At 73.0% G+C, this 23,175-nt stretch carries 24 protein-coding genes and 1 riboswitch; of the genes, 17 read left to right on the top strand and 7 right to left on the bottom strand.

From position 1 onward, the window contains the following. The first annotated feature begins 50 nt into the window (after positions 1 to 50). Positions 51 to 455, top strand: coding sequence for an RNA-binding S4 domain-containing protein (locus AF1_RS02850; RefSeq protein ID WP_067793410.1), 405 nt, complete (start codon positions 51 to 53; stop codon positions 453 to 455). Between the two features lie 10 nt (positions 456 to 465). Here AF1_RS02850 and AF1_RS02845 read toward each other — a convergent pair whose 3' ends face one another. Continuing rightward, a complete protein-coding gene (locus AF1_RS02845; protein ID WP_067793408.1) occupies positions 466 to 1,854 on the bottom strand; it encodes an MFS transporter in 1,389 nt (462 codons plus the stop codon). Between the two features lie 147 nt (positions 1,855 to 2,001). Beyond that, positions 2,002 to 4,089, bottom strand: coding sequence for a peptidoglycan recognition protein family protein (locus AF1_RS02840; protein ID WP_207393970.1), 2,088 nt, complete (start codon positions 4,087 to 4,089; stop codon positions 2,002 to 2,004). Between the two features lie 208 nt (positions 4,090 to 4,297). On the opposite strand from AF1_RS02840, the gene AF1_RS02835 reads away from it, so the two are divergent. The 8 genes from AF1_RS02835 to AF1_RS02800 are packed head-to-tail and all read left to right on the top strand — an operon-like array spanning position 4,298 to position 12,336. Next, entirely contained in the window at positions 4,298 to 4,633 is a 336-nt protein-coding gene (locus AF1_RS02835) for an NADH-quinone oxidoreductase subunit A (protein ID WP_242608657.1), read from the top strand. Further along, the gene (locus tag AF1_RS02830) at positions 4,624 to 5,835 is read left to right on the top strand and encodes a hypothetical protein (RefSeq protein ID WP_067793403.1); all 1,212 of its coding nucleotides are present in this window, start codon (positions 4,624 to 4,626) and stop codon (positions 5,833 to 5,835) included. The genes AF1_RS02835 and AF1_RS02830 overlap by 10 nt, the downstream gene beginning before the upstream one ends. Before the next feature lie 22 nt (positions 5,836 to 5,857). After that, complete coding sequence (locus AF1_RS02825) at positions 5,858 to 6,742, top strand: complex I subunit 1 family protein (RefSeq protein ID WP_242608656.1); 885 nt, start codon at positions 5,858 to 5,860, stop codon at positions 6,740 to 6,742. Between the two features lie 9 nt (positions 6,743 to 6,751). Continuing rightward, a complete protein-coding gene (locus AF1_RS02820) occupies positions 6,752 to 7,279 on the top strand; it encodes an NADH-quinone oxidoreductase subunit J (protein ID WP_067793399.1) in 528 nt (175 codons plus the stop codon). After that, positions 7,276 to 7,581 (top strand): NADH-quinone oxidoreductase subunit NuoK, encoded by a 306-nt coding sequence (gene nuoK, locus AF1_RS02815; protein WP_067793397.1) that lies wholly within the window; start codon positions 7,276 to 7,278, stop codon positions 7,579 to 7,581. Before AF1_RS02820 ends, nuoK begins: the two co-directional genes overlap by 4 nt. Continuing rightward, positions 7,578 to 9,455: a proton-conducting transporter transmembrane domain-containing protein gene (locus AF1_RS02810; RefSeq protein ID WP_067793395.1), complete on the top strand. Its 1,878-nt coding sequence runs from the start codon at positions 7,578 to 7,580 to the stop codon at positions 9,453 to 9,455. The genes nuoK and AF1_RS02810 overlap by 4 nt, the downstream gene beginning before the upstream one ends. Next, a complete protein-coding gene (locus tag AF1_RS02805; protein WP_242608655.1) occupies positions 9,452 to 10,951 on the top strand; it encodes a complex I subunit 4 family protein in 1,500 nt (499 codons plus the stop codon). Before AF1_RS02810 ends, AF1_RS02805 begins: the two co-directional genes overlap by 4 nt. Next, on the top strand, positions 10,948 to 12,336 hold the full coding sequence (locus AF1_RS02800) for an NADH-quinone oxidoreductase subunit N (RefSeq protein WP_067793391.1): 1,389 nt from the start codon (positions 10,948 to 10,950) through the stop codon (positions 12,334 to 12,336). Before AF1_RS02805 ends, AF1_RS02800 begins: the two co-directional genes overlap by 4 nt. A gap of 39 nt (positions 12,337 to 12,375) precedes the next feature. Here AF1_RS02800 and AF1_RS02795 read toward each other — a convergent pair whose 3' ends face one another. Beyond that, positions 12,376 to 13,095, bottom strand: a complete 720-nt coding sequence (locus AF1_RS02795; RefSeq protein ID WP_242608654.1) for an SDR family oxidoreductase — start codon at positions 13,093 to 13,095, stop codon at positions 12,376 to 12,378. Between the two features lie 177 nt (positions 13,096 to 13,272). On the opposite strand from AF1_RS02795, the gene AF1_RS02790 reads away from it, so the two are divergent. From AF1_RS02790 to AF1_RS02770, 5 genes are all read left to right on the top strand, one after another. Continuing rightward, positions 13,273 to 13,653, top strand: coding sequence for a BlaI/MecI/CopY family transcriptional regulator (locus AF1_RS02790; RefSeq protein WP_084262384.1), 381 nt, complete (start codon positions 13,273 to 13,275; stop codon positions 13,651 to 13,653). Between the two features lie 4 nt (positions 13,654 to 13,657). Next, positions 13,658 to 14,596 (top strand): M56 family metallopeptidase, encoded by a 939-nt coding sequence (locus tag AF1_RS02785; protein ID WP_067793387.1) that lies wholly within the window; start codon positions 13,658 to 13,660, stop codon positions 14,594 to 14,596. Positions 14,597 to 14,719: 123 nt separating this feature from the next. Further along, positions 14,720 to 14,864: riboswitch (cyclic di-AMP (ydaO/yuaA leader) on the top strand. Positions 14,865 to 14,867: 3 nt separating this feature from the next. Next, positions 14,868 to 15,911 (top strand): NlpC/P60 family protein, encoded by a 1,044-nt coding sequence (locus AF1_RS02780; protein WP_242609012.1) that lies wholly within the window; start codon positions 14,868 to 14,870, stop codon positions 15,909 to 15,911. A gap of 49 nt (positions 15,912 to 15,960) precedes the next feature. Next, complete coding sequence (locus tag AF1_RS02775) at positions 15,961 to 16,383, top strand: DUF6153 family protein (protein WP_067793382.1); 423 nt, start codon at positions 15,961 to 15,963, stop codon at positions 16,381 to 16,383. A gap of 71 nt (positions 16,384 to 16,454) precedes the next feature. Then, positions 16,455 to 16,748 carry a DUF305 domain-containing protein gene (locus AF1_RS02770; RefSeq protein WP_067793381.1) on the top strand — a complete coding sequence of 98 codons (294 nt, stop codon included), beginning with the start codon at positions 16,455 to 16,457 and terminating at the stop codon, positions 16,746 to 16,748. A gap of 72 nt (positions 16,749 to 16,820) precedes the next feature. On the opposite strand, the gene AF1_RS35725 is transcribed toward AF1_RS02770, so the two are convergent. Together AF1_RS35725 and AF1_RS02760 are read right to left on the bottom strand one after the other, a co-directional pair. Next, positions 16,821 to 17,489, bottom strand: coding sequence for a DUF2218 domain-containing protein (locus AF1_RS35725; RefSeq protein WP_067793379.1), 669 nt, complete (start codon positions 17,487 to 17,489; stop codon positions 16,821 to 16,823). Between the two features lie 58 nt (positions 17,490 to 17,547). Next, complete coding sequence (locus AF1_RS02760) at positions 17,548 to 18,159, bottom strand: class I SAM-dependent methyltransferase (RefSeq protein WP_067793377.1); 612 nt, start codon at positions 18,157 to 18,159, stop codon at positions 17,548 to 17,550. Between the two features lie 110 nt (positions 18,160 to 18,269). Here AF1_RS02760 and AF1_RS02755 point away from each other — a divergent pair, with 110 nt between their 5' ends. Then, complete coding sequence (locus AF1_RS02755) at positions 18,270 to 18,857, top strand: TetR/AcrR family transcriptional regulator (RefSeq protein WP_067793464.1); 588 nt, start codon at positions 18,270 to 18,272, stop codon at positions 18,855 to 18,857. Between the two features lie 149 nt (positions 18,858 to 19,006). Here AF1_RS02755 and AF1_RS02750 read toward each other — a convergent pair whose 3' ends face one another. Beyond that, complete coding sequence (locus AF1_RS02750; protein ID WP_067793375.1) at positions 19,007 to 19,429, bottom strand: CBS domain-containing protein; 423 nt, start codon at positions 19,427 to 19,429, stop codon at positions 19,007 to 19,009. 176 nt (positions 19,430 to 19,605) lie between these two features. Here AF1_RS02750 and AF1_RS02745 point away from each other — a divergent pair, with 176 nt between their 5' ends. Both AF1_RS02745 and AF1_RS02740 read left to right on the top strand, forming a co-directional pair. Further along, positions 19,606 to 20,919: a phosphoribosyltransferase family protein gene (locus AF1_RS02745; protein ID WP_067793373.1), complete on the top strand. Its 1,314-nt coding sequence runs from the start codon at positions 19,606 to 19,608 to the stop codon at positions 20,917 to 20,919. 61 nt (positions 20,920 to 20,980) lie between these two features. Further along, complete coding sequence (locus AF1_RS02740; protein WP_067793372.1) at positions 20,981 to 22,117, top strand: baeRF2 domain-containing protein; 1,137 nt, start codon at positions 20,981 to 20,983, stop codon at positions 22,115 to 22,117. 33 nt (positions 22,118 to 22,150) lie between these two features. Here AF1_RS02740 and AF1_RS02735 read toward each other — a convergent pair whose 3' ends face one another. Continuing rightward, complete coding sequence (locus AF1_RS02735) at positions 22,151 to 22,981, bottom strand: universal stress protein (RefSeq protein WP_067793370.1); 831 nt, start codon at positions 22,979 to 22,981, stop codon at positions 22,151 to 22,153. Positions 22,982 to 23,175: the final 194 nt, after the last annotated feature.

The following is a 23,175-nucleotide window of genomic DNA, read 5'->3' as shown; positions in this document are numbered from 1 at the left end:
TCTGGGTCAGCTCTCACCGGGCACCGGCGTTCAGGTGACATCATGGACGCATGGGCGACGAGGGGTCCGTGCGGGTCGATCTGTGGATCTGGTCCGTGCGGCTGCTGAAGACCCGTTCGATGGCGACGACGGCGTGCCGGGCGGGCCATGTCCGCGTGAACGACGAGCGTGCCAAGCCGTCCACCGCGGTGAAGCCGGGCGACACGGTGCGGCTCCGCCATGACGGACGGGAACGGATCGTCGTCGTGCAGAAGATCGTCCGCAAGCGGGTCGGCGCGCCCGCCGCGCAGGAATGCCTGATCGACAAGAGCCCGCCCCCGCCGCCGCGCGAGGCGCTCGTCCCGGTCGGCCGGCGCGACCGCGGCGCGGGCCGGCCGACCAAGCGCGAACGGCGCGAACTGGAACGCGTCCTCGACCGCTACCGCATCCTGAACAACCCGTCCGAGCAGGACTGACCCCCGGCCGTCAGGGGTAGCGGCGCTCGGACTCCAGGGCGGCCGCCACGTCCCTCGGGTAGGCGTGCCGGGTCCTGGTCAGCAGCACCCCGTTGACCAGCAGGGGGATCAGTGCCAGCAGGAACGCCCGGTCCAGGCCGGTCCCGGTCCGGCTGCCGGACGCCAGCAGCGTGGACAGCCAGCCGAACAGCACGGGCGCCGCCGCCTCTCCGAGCATGCGCACGATCGTCCGGATCGCCTCGGCGCGGCCCCACAGCCGGAAGTGGACGATGTCCAGCCGCACCGCGTCCAGCGGCGGGTTCGCGGCGGCGAGCAGCGCCGACGCCAGCGTGAACAGCGGCAGTGCGATCAGTGCCCGGCCGGTCAGCAGGCCGGGCAGGAAGAGCAGCGCCGACGCGGCGAACGCCGCCCCCGGCACCGTGACCCGCGCGGTGAGCACGCCCTTGCGGACGAGCCCGTCGGCCAGCCGTCCGCCGAGGAGCACCCCGGTGAGCGCGGCCAGCCCGACGACCGGGATGAACGCCGACAGTTCGCCCTGGCCGGCCGAGTACCGTTCCTGGACGAAGACCAGTGCGAACGTGCGCAGCCCCGCGAAGAAGAAGTAGCCGATCGCCGACGCCGCGATGATGACCACGTTGGTGCGGATCCGCAGGACGTACCGGGCGGCCTGCCGCAGCGTCATGGTCTCGGGATCGGCGTCCAGGACGCTCCTCGGAGCGGGCGTCACATGCGACTTCTCCACCTGCCGCTGTGCCGGTTCCTTCCCGCCCCGTCCCGCCTCCGCTCTCTGCGCGCCCCGCTCCGGCTCCGGCAGCATCTTCCACAGCAACGCGGCCAGCGCGAACCCCAGCACCGCGACGAACCAGAACGCGACCCGCCAGTTCAGGAACGCCGCGATGTTCCCGCCCGCGAGCAGCCCGAACCCCAGCCCGGCCAGCTCACCGGCCAGGATCCGCCCCCACGTCCCGGCCCGCTCCTCGGGCGGGAACAGGTCACCGATCAGCGACGCGACCGTGGGCCCCGCCGTCGCCGTCACCGCCCCCAGCGCCACCCTGGACGACAGCAGCCACACATACGACTGCGCCAGCCCGCCGACGATCATGGCGAGGCTCCACAGCATGATGCTGCCCGCCAGCAGCGGAACCCGCGGCATCCGGTCCGTCAGCTGCCCCACCGGAACCGTCGCGACCGCCCCGACCGCCGCCGGTGCCGCCGTGAGTATCCCGACCTGCGTGTTGTCGATGTGCAGCGAATGCCGCAGCTCCTGGACGATCGCCCCGACCACCCCGGTGTCGGCCGTGTTCAGCGCGAGCACGCACGCCAGCAGCACCACCACGCGAGTCTGCCGCGCCCCGCCGAGCCGCCTCCCGCCGAGCCGGCTCGTCAGGACGGTGGTCACCCGCCCCCATGACCGGCGGGTCCGCGCCGATACCACCAACCACTACTGCCCGTACATCGCCCGGCTATGTCGGGCCTTGCACGTGGTGGATCGCCCGGCGGAGGGCCGCCGGGCGATCCACCGGCGGCCCTCCGCCGCACGCGGGTGTCAGCGGAGGTAGAGCAGGCCGTCGATGCCGACCGTGGGACGGCCGGAGGTGCCCGCGACCACGATCTTGATGGTGTGCTTGCCGCTGGTGCTCCAGGAGCGCGTCCACATGAGCTGGCGGTAGGCGGTGGACGAGGCCCGGGTGTCCAGGGTGCCGACCTTGGTGCCGTCCACGTAGACGTACACGGCGCCGAGGTTGGACGCGCGCTTGAAGATCAGGCCGGCGGTGCGGCCGGTGAACGTCCAGCTCGCGCTCGCGCCCCGGTAACCGCTGTAGAGGCCGCGTCCGCCCAGGTAGTACTTGGTGGTGCTGAGCTTCCAGGTGCCGGTGCGGTACGCGGAGCCCTCGCTGACGCCGCCGGCGTAGCGGCTGATGGCGCTGGTCGTGGTGTTGCCCGCGGCGTCCGCGGCGGTCAGCGACCACGACTGGGTCGAGAGCGGCTTGGCGGACGTGGCCCAGCTCGTCGTGGTCGGGGCGAACGTCTTGGCGTACGGGGACGTGGCCTTCAGCGAGCTGAGCAGCGTGTTGTCGCCGGCCTTCCAGGTGAGCCAGACGGGGAACGCGGTGCTGTTGACCGTTGCCTTGCGCAGGTACAGCGCCTGGGAGGAGATGACGGGGCGGGTCGTGTCCGCGACGATCGTGAAGACGGGGGAGGCGGAGGTGGTCCCGTCGGCGAAGCCGGCGTGCAACTGGACACTGTGCGTGCCGGGGGCGAGGGTCACCGTGGCGGACGTCGCCCCGGCGGGGGGCGTCGCGGCCGTCGCGCCGTCCACGCTGACGGTGTAGGTGGCGCCCTCGGCCGGCGTCCAGTTCAGGGTGGCCGTGCTCGTGGTGTAGTAGGCCCCGCCGGCGGCCTTGGCCCCGGTCACGGTGGCGGTCAGGGCCGGGACGGTGAGCTGCTTGGCGGCGGTCCGGATGGTGGGAAGCGCGCTGTAGAGCTGATCGCCGGGGCACGCGGTCGCGAACCCGTCGCGGTGACCGGAGATCGTGTTGAACTCGACCTGCTGCCCGTAGGGGTACTTGCCGCCCGTCCCGTCGGGGGCGTACGAGGTCAGGAGCGTCTTCGCCGTCGGGTCGACGCCGGTCAGCCCCAGCTTCCAGGCGCCGATCTTCGCGACGCCGTCGAGGCCGGCCTTCGTGGGCGCCACACCGGGCACGTTCGGGTCGTTGGCGGCGGTGTAGGTGCCGAGGACGGCGATCCCGGTGGTGTCGGTGTTGAACCCGTAGGTGTGGGCGCCGTGGACGGGGCGGTCGGCGCCGCCGGCCCGTCCCTCGAAGATGGTGCCGCACTTGTCGACCAGGAAGTTGTAGCCGATGTCGGCCCAGCCGTGGCTCTTCACGTGGTACAGGAACACCGAGCGGACCACCGAGGGCGAGTCGGCGCAGGTGTAGTTGTTGCCCGTGTCGGTGTGGTGGACGAACGCGGCCTTGACGGAGGTGTCGTAGGTCGGCGGCTCCGTGACGAGGGACTCGTCCGCGCCCCATCCGGCGCGCGGCACGATGTCCGGCTTCGGCGCGGTGACGGGCCCGGCGAGGGGCGTGCTCGCCGCGATCAGCCGCATCCTCGCGCCCGCGTCCGGGCCGGCCGCCCGCGGCTTGGGCGACGCGGTCCCCTTGCCCGGGTCGATCAGGTCGACGCGCAGGCCGTCGGGCAGGGTGCGGCCCTGCCCGGTCACGCGCACCTCGACACCGTCGGACGGACCGACCCACAGCCCGTTCGTGCCGCCGCGCCCGCCCCGGTCGGGGGCGTCGGCGAGTTCCGGCTCCAGGGCGCGCCACCCCGACCACCGGCCGGTCCCGGCGTCCCGCGTGCGGAGCCGGACGGTTCCCCGAAGCTCCTCCCGGGGCTTGTCCCAGGTGATGCCGACAAGGCTGAACGGCTCGGTCTTCGTGGCGGGCAGCCCCTCGATCTTCTTGCCTCCGGAGGCGGCCCCGGGAAGCTCCTGAAGAGCACGTGCCTGGACCCGGCCCGGTGCCGGCCGCGCGGCCGACGCCGTCGTCGCGGTCGAGTTGGCGGAGACCGTCCAGGTCACCGTCCCCGCCACCGCCACCGCGGCCACCGACGCCCCCATCAACGTGCGCTTCAAAGCTCTTCTCCATTCACGGCAGGATTCACGGAAAGTCCCCTTGATCAAAGAGCGCCACAACCGCCGCGAGTGTCACACACCTGTTCGGTTCTGCCGCCGAGCCTCTGCTCTGGACGCGGTCACCCGGTCGGCAGGGGAGCGCCGCGCAGCGCGATCTCCTACAGAGTGTAGGAGTTTCGTCCTCGGGTAGGGCGGGATGCATGCGTACGTGGCTGTACTCGCTCTCATCGGTCCGCCGGCCGCGCTGATCGTGGCCGTCTACGCCCTGTCGTTCGCCTTCGCGCCGCCGGGTGAGGCCGGCGTCGGCCCGTTCCTGTCCGGGGCGCGGCCCCAGGAGCACGCGCTGTCGCGCTACCACGTGCGCTGGTACGCCGTGACGATGGTCTTCCTCGCCTTCGACATGGAAATGATCTTCATGTACCCGTGGGCGCTGGTCGTCACCTCGGTGGGTGCGAAGGCCGTCATCGAGATGTTCCTGTTCCTCGCGCTCCTCATGGCCGGCGTCGTCTACGCATGGCGTGAGGGGGCGTTCCGTTGGGTCTGAGGGAACGGCTCGTCCGGTTCGCCACCGCGTGCCCGCACGTCTTCGTCGTCACGGTGCCGGGTGCGACGCGGACCCGGCTGCTCCTGGAGGCGGAACTGCGGCGCCGGCGCGGACGGCCGGTCGCCTCCCCCGCGGCGGCGACGACCCTGGTCGTGTGCGGCACGCCCGGCCCCGAACTCGGGACGGCGGTGGACACCGTCTGGAGCGGCATCCCGGCTCCGCGGGCTCTCGTCCGGCTGGAGGAGACGGCATCGGCCGAGGAGGTCGCCGCCGCGCTGGACCGGGCGGCCCGGGAACTGGCCGACGTGCCGGCGCAGTGGGCGGCCGCCGCGGCCCGGTCGCGGGAGGGGCCGTGGGCTCCGGGCGGGGACGGTGAGCACGACCACATGTCAGGGCACGGGCACGGGGGCCACGAGCACGGCATGGAGCCCCCGATGGGGCTGGCCATGGCCGGACGCGCCGACGACCGGGACGGCCTGAAACTCGATGTGCTGCATGTCCCCCTCGGCCCGGCGCTCAAGGACTGGCCCGCCGGCCTCGTCCTCCGGCTGACACTGCAGGGCGACATCGTCCAGGACGCCGAGGCCGGTGTCGCGCGAGGACGAGGCGGTGGAGCCTCCTTCTGGGACGAGCCGTGGCTGCGTGCCGCCGCGGGAGAGCGGGTGCCGGAGGGCGAGGCGGAACGGCGCCGCGCGGCGTCCCATCTCGACAGCGTGGGACGGTTGCTGGCGGTCGCGGGCTGGGAGAACGCCGCCGACCGGGCGCGTGGCCTGCGCGACGACGTCCTGGCCGCCAGGTCCGCGAAGGTGCTCGCCGTCCGGTTCGCCGGGTTCGCGAGGCGCACCCGGCAGTCGAGGACGCTCCGCTGGATGCTTCGCGATGTGGGGGGCATCGACCGGGCGATGGCCGACCGGCATGGACTGGCCGGCCCGGAGGCCCGCCACCTCGGAGATGTCTTCGACCGCCTGAGCGGGTGGCTGGACGACACCGGGGCGGCCCTCGCGCGGGCGGACTCCACCGCGCCGCTGGAAGGGACCGGCGGTCCGCGCGGCCCGGTCGGCTCCCGGGCCGCCGCGCCCGTCCTGGACGTCCTGCCGGAGTTGCTGGGCGGGGCGGAACTCGCGGCGGCGCGGCTGATCGTCGCCGGCCTGGACCCGGACCTCGATCGGCTCGCCGAACCGGCGGAGGCGCCCGGTGAGTGACGGGGCCCCGGTAGGGGCGGCGGTGGCGCTTCCGCTGGTCCTGGCGGGACTGGCGTACTCCGCCGCGGTGATGGACGCCGCGTTCCGCACGGGCGACGGGCCCGCCGCCCCGCTGCGCGAGAGCGTCCTGCTTCTCCTGCGGCAGCGGAGGAGGACACTCGCCTCCGACGTCCCGCTCGTGCGGATCGGCGTGATCAGCCTTCCGGTGGCGGCTCTGCTGGCCGCGGCGGTGATCCCGCTCGACGGCGGTCCCGGCGGGAGCAGGGTGTGGAACCTGCCGGTGAGCGTGGTGTGGTTCAACGCCATGGAGGTCGTGGCATGGGCCTCCCTCTGGCTGGCTGGGTGGGGGGCCAACTCGGCGTTCCCGCTGGTCGGCGGCTATCGCTTCCTCGCCCAGGGGCTGGCGTACGAACTGCCGCACATGTTCGCTCTCATCACCGCGTCCCTCGGCGCGGGCTCGCTCGACTTCGGCGCGATCGCCGCCGCGCAGGACGAGGTGTGGTTCGCGGTCTGGATGCCGGTCGCCTTCGCCGTCTACCTGCTGTCCGCGCTCGCGATGGCCTTCTGGGGGCCGATGGAGCACCCGGTGGCGGACGACCTGGGGGGCGGGGCGGCGGCGGAACTGTCCGGCCCGGACCGGCTGCTCTTCTTCGCGGGCAGGCTCGCCCTGGTGGCCGTCGCGGCGGCGGCCGCCGTGCCGCTGTTCCTCGGCGGGGGCGCGGGGCCGTGGCTTCCCGGATGGGCCTGGACGCTGATCAAGACGGTCGCGGTGCTGGCCTTGCTGGTCTGGCTTCGCGGGCGGTGGCCGGTGATCAGGATGGACCGCTTCATGACGGCGGCCTGGGCGGTCCTGATTCCGGCCGCGTTGCTACAGGCGCTGGTCGTCGGCGTCGTGGTCCTGGACTGAGGAGGTGGGATGCAGACGGTCGTGTTCTGGGTCCTGGCGGTGGCGGCGGTCGGTTTCGGGGTGGCCGTCTTCGTCGTGGACTCCATGGCGCGGGCCACCTTCGCCCTGCTGGCCTCGTTCCTGTGCGTCGGGGGCGAGCTGCTGCTGCTCGACCTGAACTATCTCGGCGTCCTGGTCGTGCTGATGATGATCATGGAGATGCTGGTCATGGCGGTCTTCATGATCATGTACATGATGAACCCCGGCGGGCTCATGCCGATGACGATGGTGCACAACCGGCGCGCCGCCCTCACGATCTCGATCGCGGTCTTCGCGGCGATGGCGGCCGGCGTCCTGCTGACGCCGTGGCCGCACCGCCGGGGCGCGGTGCCGCACGATCCGGCCTTCTCCCTCGGCGAGGCGATCATGGGCCCGAAGATGCTGGTGATGATGGTGATCGGCATCGCCATCCTGGCCACGATGATCGGCTCGGTGGTGCTCGCCACCGACCGGGGACGCTACGACCGGCCCCCGGGCCGCGACGGCGGTGCGGCATGAACCTCCAGGTCTTCCTGCTGCTCGCCGCGGCACTGTTCGCGGTCGGCCTGTACGGGGCGCTCTCCCAGCAGTCGATCGTGATGGTGATGATGGGCCTCGAACTCATGATCAACGGGATCCTGGTGGCCGGCGCCGCGTTCTGGTTCCACATCGCGCCCGGGACGGCGGACGGCCAGGTCCTGGTGCTCGTGGCCGTCACGGTCATGGCGCTGGAAATGGCGATGGGGTTCGCCGTGGTGACCGCGCTGTTCCGCAGCCGGGACGTGGACGTCACCGACGAAGCCGGGGACCTGAGGGGATGAACCTTCTCGGCCGGCTCCTCCCGGCGGTACCGCTCACCACCGGGGCGCTCCTGCTCACCGGGCGTTTCACGGTCGGGCGCCGCCGCCTCGACCCCGCGGCTCCCGCCGCCGCCGTGCTGGCCCTGGCCGCCACGCTCGGCCTCGCCGTCGCCGCCGCGCTGGCCCGTCCGGCGGTGCGGTTCCCGCTGTTCGGCCGGCTGCCCGCCGGGCTGGCGGTGGACGGGCTGTCCGCGGCCCTCATCGTGACGGTCGCCGCGGTGAGCCTGGCCGTCGTCGTGTTCGCCGCGGGCGAGTTCGGCGCGGACGAGTCGCGGGCGCGCTTCTTCGGCCTGATGCTGGTGTTCACCGGGGCCATGCTGGTGACGGTCACCGCGACCGACCTGGCCGTCCTGCTGATGGGCTGGGAGGTCATGGGCGCGATGTCGTACGCGCTCATCGGCTTCTGGTGGCGCGACCCCGGCCGGGTCGGATCCGCGGACGTCTCCTTCCTCACCACCCGCGCCGCCGACCTCGGCCTCTACTTCGCCGCCGGCGCCGCCCTGGCCGGGACGGGCTCGCTGGACCTGGCCGGCCTGGCGGCCGGGCGCGGGCACTGGCCGGACCTCATCGCGGCCGGCGCCGTCCTGGCCGCGCTGGGCAAGTCGGCGCAGCTTCCGTTCTCCTTCTGGCTCTCCCGGGCGATGGACGGCCCGAGTCCCGTCTCGGCGCTGCTGCACTCGGCCACCATGGTGGCCGCCGGGGCCTACCTGCTGCTGCGCCTGGGGCCGCTGCTGACCGCGACCGGCTGGGCGGCGACGCTGGTGGCGTGGGCGGGTGCTCTCACCGCGCTGCTGCTGGGCGCGGTGGCGCTGGCCCAGCGGGATCTGAAGCAACTGCTGGCGGCCTCGACGTGCGCGCAGATCGGTTTCATGGTGCTCGCCGCCGGAGCCGGTGCGGTCGCGGGCGGCACCGCCCAACTCGTCGCGCACGCCGCGGTGAAGAGCCTGCTGTTCCTCGCGGCGGGCACGTGGCTGTCGGCCCTCGGCACCAAGGACCTCGGCGAACTGCACGGCGCGGCGCGCCGGTACCGCCTGGTCGGCGTCACGTTCGGCATCGGCGCGCTCGCCCTCGCCGCCGTGCCGCCGCTGTCGCTGTGGGCCACCAAGGACGCCGTGCTCGCCGCGGCCCTGGCGGACTCCCCGGCGCTGTACGCGGTGGGGCTCGCCGCGGGACTGCTGTCGGCGGGCTACGCGGGCCGGGCGCTCATCGCCGTGACCCGTCCGACCGGCGCCGCGGCCCGCGGGGCCACCGGGCGGCACGGGACGCGGCGCCTCGGCCCGCTCGAAAGGCTCCCGCTGCCCGTGCTCGCCCTGGGGGCGGCGGTTCTCGGGGTCCTCGCGCTGCCGCCGGTGGACGGCGCGTGGCGGGACCTCCTCGGCGCCGGGGGAGAACCGGCCGCGAGCCCCGCCGAACTCGCCGTCTCCGGCGCACTGGCGCTCGTGGTCCTCGCCGTGACATGGACGTTCGTGCGCCGCGGCGTCCGGGCGCGAGCGGCGTGGACGGCGCCCGCCCTGCACTGGCTCCATCTCGAACGGCTCGCCCGCACGCTCGTCGCGCGTCCGGTGTTCGCGCTCGCCCAGGCGCTCGCCCGGTTCGACGACCGGGTCATCGACGGCGGGGTACGGGTCGCCGCCGCCACCGGACGGCGCGCCGCGGCGCTCGCCGACCACCGGGTGGAGGTCAGGGTGGACGGCCTCGTCGACGCGGTCGGCAGGGGAGCCCGGTGGCTCGGCGCGGCGGCCCGCCGCCCGCAGACCGGGCAGGTGCACACCTACTACGCGCAGGCCGCCGTCCTGCTCGCCGTGCTCATCCTCATCGTCCTGCTGGTCAGGTGAACGTGCTCTCCCTGGTGATCTTCCTCCCGCTCGCCGCCGCGCTCGGTCTCTGCGCCGTTCCGGCCCCCGGCGCCCGCACGGTGGTCTGGACCTGGATCGTCGCGTGCGCCGCCGATCTCGCCCTGGTCATCGCCCTGTGGATCGGACACGGGAACGGCGGCGGCATCTCCTACGAGGAGAAGGTGCGCTGGATCCCGTCGGTCCGCGCCGCCTACCACATCGGCGTCGACGGGCTGTCGCTGCCGCTGCTGGCGCTCACCGCACTGCTGTTCCTGGTCTGCGCGATCTACTCGCTGCGCCGGCCCCCGCAGGTGCGGGCCTTCGCGGTGCTCTTCCTGTTCCTCCAGACGGTGTCCTCGGGCCTGTTCGCGGCCCTGGACCTGCTGCTGTTCTTCGTCTTCTTCGACCTGTCCATCGTCGGCATGTACTTCGTCATCGCGGGGTGGGGGCACGGCGACCGGACACGGTCGGCGCTGAAGTTCTTCCTGTACACCTTCCTGGGGTCGCTGGCCCTGCTGCTGGGCTTCATCGGCCTCTACCTCGGCGCCGAGCCGCACACCTTCGACATGGTCGAGCTGACCCGGACCCCGGCGCTGGCCGGGTCCCCGGGGCTCGCGGGGCTCGTCCTGCTGGCCATCGGCCTCGGGCTGGCCATCAAGACGCCGGCCGTGCCGTTCCACACCTGGCTGCCGCCCGCGCACACCGACGCGCCCGCCGCCGGGTCGGCGATCCTGGCCGGGATCCTGCTGAAGATGGGCACCTACGGCCTCATCCGCATCGCGATGCCGATGCTGCCGGACGCCTGGCGCCGGTACGCCTGGGCGATCATCATCCTGGGGCTGGTCAGCGTCCTTTACGGGGCGCTGGTCGCGTTCGCCCAAGAGGACCTCAAACGGCTGATCGCCTACACCTCGGTGAACCACATGGGATACATCGTCCTGGCGCTCGGCGCCGCCGGGGCCGCGGGCGAGCAGGCCGCCCGGCGGCTCGCGGTGACCGGCGCCGTCACCCAGATGGTGAGCCACGGGCTGATCACCGGTGCGCTCTTCCTGCTGTCCGGCGTGCTCTACGACAGGGCGCACGGCTACGACATGGGACGGTTCGGCGGCCTCGCCCGGGCCGCCCCGGTCTTCTCCGGGCTCGTCGCGCTCGGCGCGTTCGCCTCGCTCGGCCTGCCGGGTCTTTCCGGTTTCATCGCCGAGTTCCAGATCTTCACCGGGGTGATCGGCGGCGGTGGCCCCGGGCTCGTCGTGGCCGGCGCGCTGGCGATCCCCGGCATCCTGATCACGGCGGCGCTGTTCCTGCGTCTGCTGCACCGCGCCGTCCTGGGGCCGCCCGGGGAACTCACCTCCCAGGTCACCGACGTGCGGCGCAGCGAACTCGCCGCGGTGGCGCCGCTGCTCGCGCTGTCCGCGGCCATCGGGGTCGCGCCCCGGTTCCTGCTGGACGTCATCGAGCCGGTCTCGTCCGCCGTCGTCGCGCTGGTGGCGCGATGACGCGGGAGAACCCGGCGGATCTCCTGCCGGAACTGTGCGTGCTCGGCACCGCCGTCACCGGGCTTCTCACCGGGTCGTTCCTGCCGCGGACCCGGCAGTGGATCGTCGCCGTCCTGTGCGGGACCGGCCTGGTGGCGGGGCTCGTGACCGCGGGACTCGCCGCCCGCCGGGCGGACCTGACGACGTTCGACGCGTTCATGCTCGACCCCCTCACCCACGTGACGCGGATCGTCGTGACGGCGGCGACCCTGCTGGTGATCGGCCTCGCGGCCGGACCGCTGCGCGGCCATCGCCGGGAAAGCGAGTTCCACACGCTGCTCATGCTGGCCGCCCTCGGCACGATCGTGCTCGGCGCCGCGTCCGATCTCCTCGTGCTGGTGGCCGCCTATCTGCTGGCCGGCATCCCCGGATACGTTCTGGCGGGCTTCGGGAAGGACGCGCCGGGCACCGAGGCGGCGCTCAAGTACTACCTGATGGGCGCCTTCCTGGGCATTCTCATGCTGGCCGGTGTCACGCTGCTGTTCGGGCTGGGCCGCGGCACGTCGTACGAAACGCTCGCCGCCGGGCTGGGAACGGCACCGGGCGGCGCGGTCGCGGTCGGGGTGGTGCTGCTGCTCGCCGGCCTGATGTTCAAAGCGGGCGCCGTGCCCGCGCACTTCTGGGTCCCGGACGTCACCGAGGGGGCGCCCCGGGTCGTCGCGGCGTTCGTCACCACCGTGCCGAAGATCGGAGCCTTCGCCGCCCTCTACCGTTTCGCGGTCCAGGCGCTGCCGCCCGGCAGGGACGACTGGCCGCTGCTCGTCGCGGTGATCGCCGCCGCGACGATGACGCTGGGCAACCTCGCGGCCTTCGCGCAGCGCAACGTCCGGCGGCTCCTCGCCTACTCCACCATCGGCCAGGCCGGATACCTGCTGGTCCCGATCGCGATGGCGGGACGGACCGACCTGGCCGAGCCGGCGCTGCTGTTCTATCTGGCCGGGTACGCCGTCACGAACCTCGGAGCCTTCGCCGCCGTCATCGCCGTCGGCCGAGACGACCTGCTCGCCTACACCGGGCTCGCCCGCCGCAGCCCGCTGCTCGCCGTGTCCCTGGTGGTCTGCCTGCTGGGTCTCGTCGGCACGCCGCCGACCGCGGTCTTCGTGGGCAAACTGCTGATATTCGGGGCCGCGCTGGACGGTCACTACACATGGCTCGCGGTGGCCGCCGCCGTCAACTCGGTCGCCAGTGTCTTCTACTACCTGCGCTGGATCGTCCCGATGATGCGGCGGCGGGACGGTGGAGGCGAGCGCCGTCCCGCTCCTTCGGCACGGTGGATCGCCTACGCGGCGGCGGGGGGTTCGCTCGTCCTCGGCATCGGAGCCGGCATTCCCCTCGCCATCGGCTGAACGGCGGGTGGCAGGACCCGGCGGCCGGGTGTGCGCCGGTCAGGTGGACGGGTTGACCGGTGGGGTGATGCCGGTGGCCGCGCCCCCGTCGACGACGAACTCGCTTCCGGTGGAGTAGGTGGCCCGGGTGATGATGAAGTGCACCATCTGGGCTACTTCTTCGGGTTCGCCGAAGCGGGGGATCGGCTGGCCGGCGGTGAGGGAGTCGTCCATGCCGGAGGTCATGGGCGTCCGGATGGGGCCGGGGTGGACGGAGCAGACGCGGACGCCGTCGGCGGCGAGTTCCAGGGCCGCGGTCTTGGTGAGGCCGCGCAGTCCCCATTTACTGGCGGTGTAGGCGCCGAGGTTGGCGTAGCCCATCAGGCCCGCGGTGGAGGAGATGTTGACGATGCAGCCGCCTCCCGCCCGGCGCAGGGACGGCAGCGCGGTGCGCATCCCCAGCCAGGCCCCGTAGAGGTTGATGTCGATCACGCGGCGGAACGAGTCCGCGGGCTGGTCGGCGATGCCGCCGAACTCGACGATGCCGGCATTGTTGACCAGCACCGACACCGGGCCGAAGAGCCGTTCGGCCTCGGCGAGAGCGGCCTGCCAGTGCGCGGAGTCCGTCACGTCCAGGTGCACGTACACCGCCCCGTCACCCAGCCGCTCGGCGAGCTCTTCCCCCTCGCCGTCCAGGATGTCGCCGATCACCACCCGGGCGCCGTCGGCCACCAGCGCACCGGCGATCGCGGCTCCGATGCCGCGTGCCGCGCCGGTCACGATCGCCGTCCTGCCGCGAAGATCCATCGTCGCCGCCAAAGCCGCCCCCGGTTGTCATCTTCTGTGTTCTCGCTGCTTCCGGACGACTTATGCCCAATCCGTCCGGTGCCATCGCAGTCCGGCCGAACCTTCGGCGCGATCCGGATCTCCGGCACAATGGCGTGAGGGGGTGACCGCGTGGCCGGACTGGCTGGATCGCTTGAGCGCTCCATCATGGACGTGCTCTGGGCGGCGCCCGGCCCGCTGCGGGTGCGCGAACTGCTGGCGAGGCTGAACGAGGACGCCGACAGGCCGCTGGCCTACAACACCGTGCAGACCGTGGCGGAACGCCTGGCGCAGAAGGGCCTGCTGCGGCGCACGCAGGACGGGCTCGCGTACCGCTACAGCCCCACGCGTGCGCGGGAGGACTACGCGGTCGACCTGATGCTGGACGCCCTCACCGACGCCCCCGACAGCGGCGCCATCCTGGCCAGATTCGCGGAAAGCGTCCCCCGGGAGGACGTCGGTCACCTGCTGGACGTGCTGCGCCGGCGGGCCGCCGAAGGCGACGAGGAATGATCGCGTGATCGTGTCGATGGCCGGCCTGCTCATGTCGGCGGTCGTGCTCGGGTGTCTCGCCGGGCCCGTCCTGGACCGCCTGCGGCGTCCCGCGCTCAGCCCGGCGACCGCCGCCGCCTGCTGGGTCGCGGCTCTGGTGGGCGCCGTGGTCGCCGGCGCGGGCCTCGTGGCGGTCGCGTTGCTCTCCCCGCCCGGACCGGGCCACGGCCTCCTCGGCCGGCTGCGTGATTGCCTGCCCCACCACGGGTATCCGGCGATCGCGGCGGCGACCGCCGCGAGCCTGATCCTGGTGACGGGCTGCGGTGCCGCGCTCGCGCGGAGCCTGCCCCGGCTCGGCCGGGCGGTGCGGCACCGCCGCCGGCACCGGGAGATGCTGCGCCTGGTCGCCCGGGAGCACCGGCGGCATCCGGACGTCCTGGTCCTCGACCATCCCGTCCCCGTGGCCTACTCCCTGCCCGCGCGGCGCCGCGCGATCGTGGTGAGCACGGGGGCGCAGGAGTCGCTCAGCGCCGCCGAGTTCGGCGCGGTGCTCGCGCACGAGCGGGCCCATCTGCGCCAGCGTCACCACGCGCTGCTGCTCATGCTCGACCTGGTCCACGCGCTGCTGCCGTGGCTGCCGACCGTCCGGCGCGCGAAGGCGCGGCTGCCGCTGCTGCTGGAGATGGCCGCCGACGACGCCGCGGCGCGCGCCTGCGGCAGGCGGGCACTGGTGGACGCCCTGTGCCGGCTCTCCGCGGCTCCGGGCGCGGCGGGCGCGCTGGGCGCGACCGGCGGCCCCGGGAGGGGCAGGCTGGCGGAGCGGGTGCGCAGGCTGGAGGCCGCCGAGCCGGTGGGGCCGCGCCGGGCCGTCCGGCTGGCGGCCGGCGCCTTCGCGACGACGGCGGTCGCGGCGCCGCTCCTCGTCGGGGCCGCGGCGATCGCCGAACTGGCCATGATCTGCTGAGCTCCGCGGGGCCGCCGGGACCCGGGTGAGAAACGTTCAATTCGGCTGGCCGAGTGGCGGAGGAGGCGGCTTTTCTCCTACCCTCCGTAGGAGGTCACGGTGCCGCGTCCCCGCCGGGGACGGCCGATGGCCGCGCCAAATCCCGCGGACCCCGTCCCGGGAACCGGGGACCCGATCTTCACCGGGGTGAGTCCGTCCCGCGCGGACGGTAGGGCGGCTCCGGCCCGAACCCGTCAGCTGACCCGGTAGGCGTTACAGGAGAGGACAGCGCATGCAGCGACGAGCTGCCGGCCCGCGAACGTCAGCCCGCCGCAGGATCATCGCCACCACGGCATGGACGGCCTCGATCATGATCTCCGTCGGGCTGGTGGCCCCCGCCCCGGCCGAGGCGAAGCCCAGGCCGACGCGCAAGGAGCTGACCGCCCAGCAGAAGAAGCTCGCCGACGAGGCCGAGAAGCTCAGCGAGCAGTACAACGGCCTGCGGGAACGCCTCAAGCAGGCGCAGCACGCCGCCATCGTCGCCAAGAGGACCTCCGAGCAGCAGAAGAGGACCCTGGACGAGGGGCGCTCGCGGATGGCGAAGATGGCCGCCGAGACCTACAAGAACGGCCCGGTCGACCCGACCGTCTCGTTCGCCTCGTCCGCCGACCCCCAGGCCGTGCTCGACCGGTCCGCCACCCTCAGCTACTTCGCCAAGCAGGACAACAGCCGCGTCACGCAACTGCTGCAGATGATGCAGGGCGCCGAACGCGCCCGCAAGGCGGCCGAGGCGCGTGCGAAGCAGGTGCGCGAGCTCACCGAGGAGGCGAAGAAGAAGCGCCGGGAACTACAGGTCAAGCTCAAGAAGGTCCAGCGCCAGCTCGGCACCTACGCCACTCCCGGCGCGAACCCCGGCTCGGCCCCGAACGTCGCCTCCGGAGGGGCCTCGGCCAAGGCGATGAGAGCCGTCCAGGCCGCCCTGAGCCAGCTCGGCGTCCCCTACTCCTGGGGCGGCGGCGACGCCTCCGGCCCGACGTACGGCACCGCGCAGGGCGCCAACATCAGGGGCTTCGACTGCTCCGGCCTGACGCTGTACGCCTACGCCCAGGTCGGCATCACCCTCGGCCACTACACCGGCAGCCAGTACAACGCCGGCACCCACGTGAGCATGAGCCAGCTCAAGCCCGGCGACCTGGTCTTCTTCCACAGCGACCTGCACCACATGGGCATGTACATCGGCAACGGCAAGATGGTCCACGCCCCGCAGACCGGCGACGTCGTCAAGATCGCCCCCATGGCCGGACGCCCGTTCGCCGGCGGAGTCCGCGTCGCCTGACCATGCGCCTCCTGCCTCCCACCGTGCGGACACCACCGCGGAGCGGCGAGTGGGACGGCTGAGGACGCGACCGGAGCGGTGGGGGCGCGGACGCGCCCCCACCCCGCTGTTCGGCCTGGTCCTGTTCTTCGGCGTCCTCGCGATGCACGGCTTCCAGGCATCGCCGGACCCGGCCGACATGACCGGCGTCCCGATGACGTCCATGAGCGCTGCCCGGCCGATGCCGGAGGCGTCCGCGCATCACCACTCCGGCGGTGGGCGGCAACCCGCCGATCACCAGCGGGATCATCCGGGCGGACAGGTCTGCCTGGCGATGCTGACGGCGCTCTCGCTCTTCGGGGCCGTCATCGCCCTGTACCGGCGGAGGGCGCCGGCCACGGTGGCGCGGCTGCTCGCCATGGGGCGGCTTCTGGTCGCCGGCAGGCCGCCGCCCAGGCCGGCCCTGCACGAACTGAGCGTGTTGAGGCTGTGACGGGCCCGCCGGCGCCTCGGCGCCGGCGACCGGTCAGTCCACAGAACCCGACACGAAAGGCTTCAACCATCATGAAGCGCGTACTTGCGCTCGTCGCCGTTCCGGCCCTGGCGATCGCCCTGGCGGCCTGCGGCGACGGCATGATGAGCGAGAAGGAGATGAAGGAACTGGAGGACGCCGACGGGCGGGCCTTCGACAAGGCGTTCCTGGAGATGATGATCGAGCATCACGAGGGGGCCGTGGCGATGGGCAGGACCGAGCAGGCGTCCGGCCAGTCTCCGGAGGCCAAGCAGATGGCCGACGGCATCATCTCCTCGCAGTCCGCCGAGATCGCGAAGATGCGGGACATGCTGAAGAAGATGTAGGGCGTCCGAAGCGGGCGGGGTAGACCCCCGCCCGCTTCTGCTCGTGTCGGCCACCGGCCGATGAGGAGCGGCCTAACCGGGCCGGTGGCCTCCCGCCCGGAGGTGGCGGAGAGCGCCCCGATGAGGGATGTGCGTGCGGCGGAGGACGCGGCGGCCGAGCGTGACCAGGAGGATCTTCGCCGCGACCATGAGCACGACGATCTCGATCGTCAGGCCGGTCCAGTGCCATCCGGCCAAGAACGCCCCGCCCAGTCCGAGGTGGACGGCGACGGCCGCGGCGATGAGCGGCGTGAGCACGATGACGGAGCGGCGGCCGCGGCGGGGCGGGAGCCCCGAGCCGGGCGGCGGTTTCGCGGGTGCGGGGTCACCACCCGGCGCCGCGGGCGGCGGCCAGGTGACGGATATCCGCCGGCGGCGGCCGAACCGTTCGAGATCTTTGGTGACGATGTCCTGGATCTGCTGAAGGGCGTCTTCGTCGGCGGCCTCCACGCGCACGGTGAGGGTGTCGTCGGTCGCGTCCAGGATGGCCCGGCCCCACGGGTCGAAGGTGACGACGCCGTGGGTGCCGGAATGTTCGGCCTGGACGCGCAGGTCGCCGCGGGCGAGGGCGGTGGTGGCGGCGTGGGCGTGGGGCCGGTGACCGCCCCCGCCCATCTCGCCCATGGCGGCGGCGTGCCGGCACATTTGCGCCAGGTAACGGCTCGGCCGCGCTATCCGGAGGGCGACTTCCGAGGTCAGCATGCCAGGTCCTTTGGTGCGGGAGAGAAGGTCGGGACGGCGAGCGGGCTGAGGCCGTCTCTCAGGTGCGGCGGCAGGTGGCCAGCCAGGCGGCGATGCCGCCGGCGTGAACGTTGGACCTGCACACGGTGGCCTCTACCGACTCCACGACCCATCCGTCGGTGAAGCAGGATTCGAGTTCGTCCCGGGACAGCTTGTGCGGCACGTCCGGTTCGCCGGTGTGCCGGTCGCTGTAGCAGAGGACGAACAGCCGTCCTCCCGGCCGCACCACCGTGTGCAGGCCGTCCACATAGACGGCACGGTCCGCGGCGGTGAGGCCGTGCAGGAACAGCGAGTCCAGAGCGGTGTCGAAGGTCTCGCCGAGCTCTGCCAGGCGCAGCGCGTCATGGCGGACGAAGCGGGCCGTGAGACCTCGCTCGCGGGCCTTCTCCTCGGCCGTCCGGAGGGCTCTGGCGGACGTGTCGATCCCGGTGGCGTCCAGGCCGGAGGCGGCGGCGATCAGCGTGTGCTCCCCGGTCCCGCAGCCCACGTCCAGCACGCGCCCGTGAAGTTCGCCGTTCTCGGCGAGGGCGAGCATCGCGGGCTGGGGAGCGCCGATCTCCCACGGCGGACACCCGAGGTAAGGGTCGCAGGACCGGCTGTGGGGGTGCGCTGCGGCGGACGTATCCGTCATGAGGCTCTCTCTTCCGTCAGGCGTCGCGGGCTCACCCGCCTCCTTTTACAATACATAGTGTCGCACTCAAATCAACTGTCTCTAGCCGGGCGATGCGTATCATCGGAGACGTGCCGAGACTCTGGAGCGAGACGATCGCCGCGCACCGCGACGCCGTCCGGGACGCCGCCCTGGACGCCACCGCCGCCCTGGTCGCCCGGCATGGAGTGACCGGCGTGACGATGTCGCAGATCGCCAAGGACGCCGGTATCGGGCGCGCGACGCTCTACAAGTACTTTCCCGACGTCGAGTCCATGCTGCGGGCCTGGCACGAACGCCAGATCGACGAGCACCTGAAACACCTGCACCGCGTCCGGGACGAGACCCGGGGCTCCGCGCGGCGGCTGGAGGCGGTGCTGACGGCCTACGCGGAGGCGATCGCGGGCAAGGGAGGGCATGACGACGGCCTCGCCGTCATGATGCACAGCGGTGAGCACGTCGCCGCGGCCCACCGGCATCTGCGCGAGTTCGTCCAGGAGTTGATGGCGGACGCGGTCGCCGCCGGAGCCGTACGCGAAGACGTCCCGGCCGACGAGCTGACCCGCTACTGCCTGCACGCCCTGGGCGCGGCCAGAGGGCTGCACGACCCGGTGGCGATCGGCCGCCTTGTCCGGACCACGCTGGCCGGGCTGCGACCGGACACCCCGGCGCGCGGGTGACGCCCTGGAGCCGGGCGGCCTTCAGATCGGGCAGCGGTCCCGGGCGCCCACCCCGGCGGCGTCGCGCTGAGGCCCGGGCCGTGGTCTGACGGCCCGGGCCTTGTGTGCACGGATGTGCGTGCGGGGCATGCCCGCCGCACCTCGGTGTGTCAGTGCGACGTGCTGGAGATGGCCTCGACCAGTACGCCGACCTTCTCCTCGGGCAGCTTGGCCGCCAGGTCGGCCTGGCTGATGATGCCGATGAGCTCCTCGTTCTCCATCACGGGCAGGCGGCGGATCCGGTGCTCGACCATGTGGTGCAGTACCTCGTCGACATCGGTGCCGGGCTCCACCCACACCGGGGTCTCGCCGATGAGATCCGAGGCCCTGACTTCGGACGGGTTCTTGCCCTTGGCGATGGCCTTCACCACGATGTCGCGGTCGGTGATGATCCCCTTCAGCCGGTTGTCGTCACCGCAGACGGGCATCGCGCCGACGTCCATCTCGGCCATCCGCTGGGCGATCGTGGCGAGGGTCTCGCCGGTGTTCACGCATTCGACACCAGAGTGCATGACTTCACGTGCGGTGGTCATGGTTGATATCCCCCCTTCGCCTGCTTCCTTCTCCCAGGGGCGGGTGCGAAACGTCCCCGGACGCTGTTGACCCGCAAGTCGGCGCTCGGGGTGTGGCGGCTACGAGTGTGGGGACCATTCCCCCTAGCCGACGGCGGTGATTTCCCGGCGGATCCAGAAGGCGAGGGAGGGAAACGATGTTCGTGGATCGCATCGACGCGGGCCGGCGTCTGGGGGAGTCGCTACGGCACCTGCGCGGCGAGGACGTGGTCGTGGTCGGCCTGCCGCGAGGAGGCGTTCCCGTCGCCTACGAGGTGGCCCGGACGCTGGACGCGCCCCTGGACGTCATCGTCGTGCGGAAGCTGGGCGTGCCGTGGCAGCCGGAGCTGGGAATGGGCGCCATCGGTGAGGACGGGGTCCGGGTGATCAACGAGGAGATCGTCGCCATGGCGGACCTCTCCCCGGGCGAGCTCGCCGTGGTGGAGGAGCGCGAACGGGCCGAGCTGGAACGCCGTGCGCTGCGCTTCCGCGGCGAGCGCCCCCGGGTGCCGTTGCAGGGCCGGACGGTCGTCGTGGTCGATGACGGTATCGCCACCGGATCGACCGCCCGTGCGGCCTGTCATGTCGCCCGTGCCCACGGGGCGGCACGGGTGGTGCTCGCGGTGCCCGTGGCACCTCCGGACTGGACCTCCAGGCTGGCGGGGGACGCCGACGAACTCGTCTGCCCGCAGACGCCCGCGCCGTTCTTCTCGATCGGCCAGTTCTACACCGACTTCTCCCAGACCTCTGACGACGAGGTCGTGGCCATTCTGGAGCGGGCCGCCGCGCAGGCCGAACACGTGCCGGCCGACCGGCCCGACCCCGTGCAGGGAGCGGAGGTCGCGGTCCAGGCCGGGCCGGTGCGGCTGGCCGGTCACCTCACGGTGCCGGAGAACGCCCGCGGGATCGTCATCTTCGCCCACGGCAGCGGCAGCAGCCGGCACAGCCCCCGCAACCGTTTCGTGGCCACCGTGCTGAACCAGGCCGGGCTCGGGACGCTCCTGTTCGACCTGCTCACCCCCGATGAGGAGTACGACCGCGGCAAGGTCTTCGACATCGGCCTGCTGGCCCGCCGCCTGGTCGAGGTCACCGGCTGGCTGCGGGGCCGGCCGGAGGCGCGGGAACTGCGCATCGGCTACTTCGGCGCGAGCACCGGGGCCGGCGCCGCGCTGTGGGCCGCCGCCGAGCCGGCCACCGGCGTCGCCGCCGTCGTCTCCCGCGGGGGCCGCCCCGACCTGGCCGCGCCCCGCCTGGCCGACGTGACCGCGCCCACCCTGCTCATCGTGGGCGGCCGTGACGAGGTGGTGATCGACCTCAACCGCGAGGCCCAGGCGCAGATGCGCTGTGAGAACGAGCTTGCCATCGTCCCGGGCGCCACCCACCTGTTCGAGGAGCCCGGGACGCTCGAACAGGTCGCCGAGCTCGCCCGGGACTGGTTCGTCGGCCACCTGGCCCCGGTGACGGCGCGATGAACCCGGCTCGGGACCTTCGCCTCTTCTGGACGGTGGTGTCGGATATCAAGGATGGGGGCTCATGAGGGCGAACACGGGGGTTGACAAGAAAGCCCTGCACCGGCTGTTCACGTCCGCCGGGCCGGTGGCGTCGGTCTACGTCGAACTGGCCGCGCCTCCGGAGGAGGACGTCTGGTTGAGATGGCAGGCGCTGACGGGGCGGCTGGCCGAGCAGGGGGCCGACCGGGCGACCATCGAGTCCCTGACCCGGAGGGTGTCGGAGTCGGTGCCGGGCTCGGGGGTGCTGGCTGCGTTCGCCGCGCACGGCGAGGTGCTTTTCGCCCTGGAGACGCCCGGGTCGGATCGGCCCGATCTCGCGGTGTACGACGCTCTGCCGCACGTGCTGCCGCTGCTGGAGTGGGTGCAGGAGCGCCCCGCGTACGTGCTGGCGCTCGTCGACCGTACCGGCGCGGACGTCGCCGCGTACCCGTGCGGCGCGACGGAAGCCCTGGTGCAGGTGGTGGACGGTACGGACGACGAGATCGTGCGCAACGCGCCCGGCGGCTGGTCCCAGATGCGCCACCAGCACCGGGCCGAGGACTCGTGGGAGCACAACGCGGTGCGGGTGGCGGACGCGCTGGTGCGCACCGTCGCGGACCTCGACGCCCGGCTGCTGCTGCTCGCCGGCGACGTCCGGGCCCTGCAGTACCTCACCAAGCACCTGCCGGAGCGGGTGCGGCGCGAGGTGAGCATCCGGTACGTCAGCGGCGGACGCAGCCCGGACGGCGCCGAAAAGGACCGCGCCGCCCAGGTCGCCGCCGAGACCCGCCGGGCCGCCGACGAGCAGACGCGGTCCCTGCTGCATCTGCTGGAGGAGCGCAAGGGCCCGTCCGGACGCGCGGTCGAGGGCGTCCAGGAGACCCTGGACGCCCTCACCCAGGGACGGGTGTACACGCTTCTCGTCGTGGACGACCCCCTGGACCGGCGTACCGCGTGGTTCGGCCGGCACCCCACCCAGGTGTCACGCGACCGCGAGGACCTCGCCGACGCCGGGGCCTCGGAGATCACCCGAGGACCGCTGATCGACGTCGCGGTGCGCTGCGCCCTCCTCACCGGCGCCGGGATCCACGTCGTGCGGGCCGGCGCCCCCGACGCGCCGGCGGAGGGGATCGGGGCGCTGTGCCGCTTCGCGGCCGTGAGCGCCGAGCAGGGGGCGTGATCCGCGCCCCGGGCAACGGTGTCCCCGCGGGTCTCAGATCTCGGGAACGATCGCGACGGGGGACAGGGCGTGATCGAGCAACGCCTGGTCCACCTTTCCCAGCGCGGGTCCGTTTCCGCCGCCGCGGCGCGTCGCGCCCACGACCACCATGGCCGCCCCGTCGGACGCGGCCACCAGTGCCTGCGCCGGGTGCTGGTCGGAGACGGTCCTGGTCACCTGGACGTCCGGGTACCGGGGGCTCCAGCCGGCGAGGGCCTCCGAGAGAAGGGTGTCCTGGCCGACCTTCTGCCTGGCCGCGCCGAACTCCGCGCCGAAGGCGTGGATCGCGGTCAGGTGCGCGCCCCGCAACGACGCCTCCTCGAAGGCCCAGCCGATCGTCCGGGACTCGCCATGGCGCTCCTGGACACCGACGGCGACCTCGGCCGGCATCGCGGCCGGCTCGGGGGCCGACGCGGGGATCGCGAGCACGGGGCAGCGGGCGCGCGCCGCCACCTCCCGGCCCACCGAGCCGAAGAGCCGGCCGTCGGCGCCCGCCACCCTGCGGGTGCCGACGACGACCAGCTCGGCGTTCCCGCTCTCCGCCAGCAGCGTCCTGCCCGCCTCCTCGTCCAGCAGGCGGGCGCGTACCTCCACGTCCGGACGCAGCATGCGCGCGTACGCCTCCGCGTCGTCGAGCATGCGGGTGCGGTCGGTCTCCATCTGCTCATAGGCGTCGTCGCTCAGCGAGCCGTCCCGGTGCAGCAGTGTCGAGGCGTGCACCAGCTCCAGCGGACAGTGCCGAAGGTGCGCCTCGGCGGCCGCCCAGGCGACGCAGCGCGGAGACGCGGACGATCCGTCCACGCCTGCGATGACGGGTGCGTTCATGGTTCTCCCTCCTGCGCGGTCCCGCGTGGCCGGGCTGTGCACGGCACCGCCATGGAACGGCACCGCCATGGAGAAGGGGCGCCCACGGCCCCCAGAACCTGCACGACGGGGGACGGCACCTCGCGATGATCGCGGCGGCGAGGTCCGGCCGGTGGACGGGGCAGGCCGCCGGGCATGGAAGAAGACCTGCGAGA

The organism is Actinomadura formosensis NBRC 14204 (assembly GCF_001552155.1).
GTDB lineage: Bacteria > Actinomycetota > Actinomycetes > Streptosporangiales > Streptosporangiaceae > Spirillospora > Spirillospora formosensis.
The sequence above is the reverse complement of the archived record's forward strand: the minus strand, read 5'-3'. Positions and strand labels throughout refer to the sequence as shown.